1 protein-coding gene is annotated in these 1,080 nt (G+C 71.0%); it reads right to left on the bottom strand.

Annotated elements, in window-relative coordinates; genetic code table 11:
- Positions 1-371: 371 nt before the first annotated feature.
- Positions 372-1,080 (bottom strand): SDR family oxidoreductase (locus TN53_RS40830; RefSeq protein WP_046263941.1); only part of this gene is annotated, 709 nt, incomplete at its 5' end.

Below are 1,080 nucleotides of genomic sequence, written 5' to 3' on the forward strand. Positions count from 1 at the left end.
GGGCATGATGGCGCAGTTCGCGGACACCACCGTCGGCGAAGCGGCCCGGCTGCTCACCGCCTGTGCAAACGGGCGCCAGGTCCGTCTCACCGAGACCGCTCACGCCCTGGTCACCCGCGGTATGGCTCCCGCCGCCGTGGTCGAGGCCCGGCCCCGGACATGACTTCGGCCCGGTCGCGTTGAGGGTGGCAACAGCGCGCTCGGCCGTCGCCAGCACGGCCGGCAACAGGCGGCTCGGCACAGACAGCCTGCAGAAGAAGCCACGGCCATGGCGTCGACGCCAACACCCGGGCTCGGTAGGCCGGCTGTGGTGGAAACGCAACCCCAACCCTCTCGTCAGCCTTCCCTGGCTGCACCTGGCCAGGCACATCTCAGGGGCGCCGCCAGGCGTCGTCGGTGAGATGGCTGCCGGCCTGCGGCCCCATCCGCAGCATGCCTCCGTCCACCGTCCAGGAGGCGCCCGTGACGTAAGACGCGCCCGGGCCGGCAAGGAAGGCGATCACGGCCGCGACCTCCCGGGCATCGCCGGGGCGCCCCAGCGGCACGCCCGGCCGTCGCTCGGCGGTGACGTCCGTGTCTTCTTGTCCGGTCATCGGAGTGGCGATCTCACCTGGAGCCACGGCGTTCACGGTGATCCCGTGTTCGGCCAGTTCCAGCGCCATGACCTGCGTCAGCAATCCGAGGCCGCCCTTGGCCGCGCAGTACGGCGCCGCGCCGACACGTGGCTGATGCTCGTGGACGCTCGTGACGTTGATGATCCGGCCACCGCCGCCCTGGGCGATCATGCGGTGGGCGGCGCGCTGAGCGCACAAGAAGGGCCCCACCAGATCGACGTCGAGGACCTGGCGCACGGTATGGAAATCCAGATCGAGGAACGGGGTCATGGTCCCGGTCCCCGAGTTGTTGACCAGCACATCGATCCTGCCCAGCCGCTCGGCCAGCCGGTCTATGACCCCGGCGGCCTCCGGAAGCCGGGTGAGGTCCAACTGCGCGATCTCGGCCCGTCGCCCCGCCGCGCGTACCTCGTCCGCCGTCCGCTGCGCCCCTTCGTGATCGCGGTGCCAGGTGACACCGATGTCC

This window comes from Streptomyces sp. WM6386 (assembly GCF_000972385.1).
Taxonomy (GTDB): Bacteria; Actinomycetota; Actinomycetes; order Streptomycetales; family Streptomycetaceae; genus Streptomyces.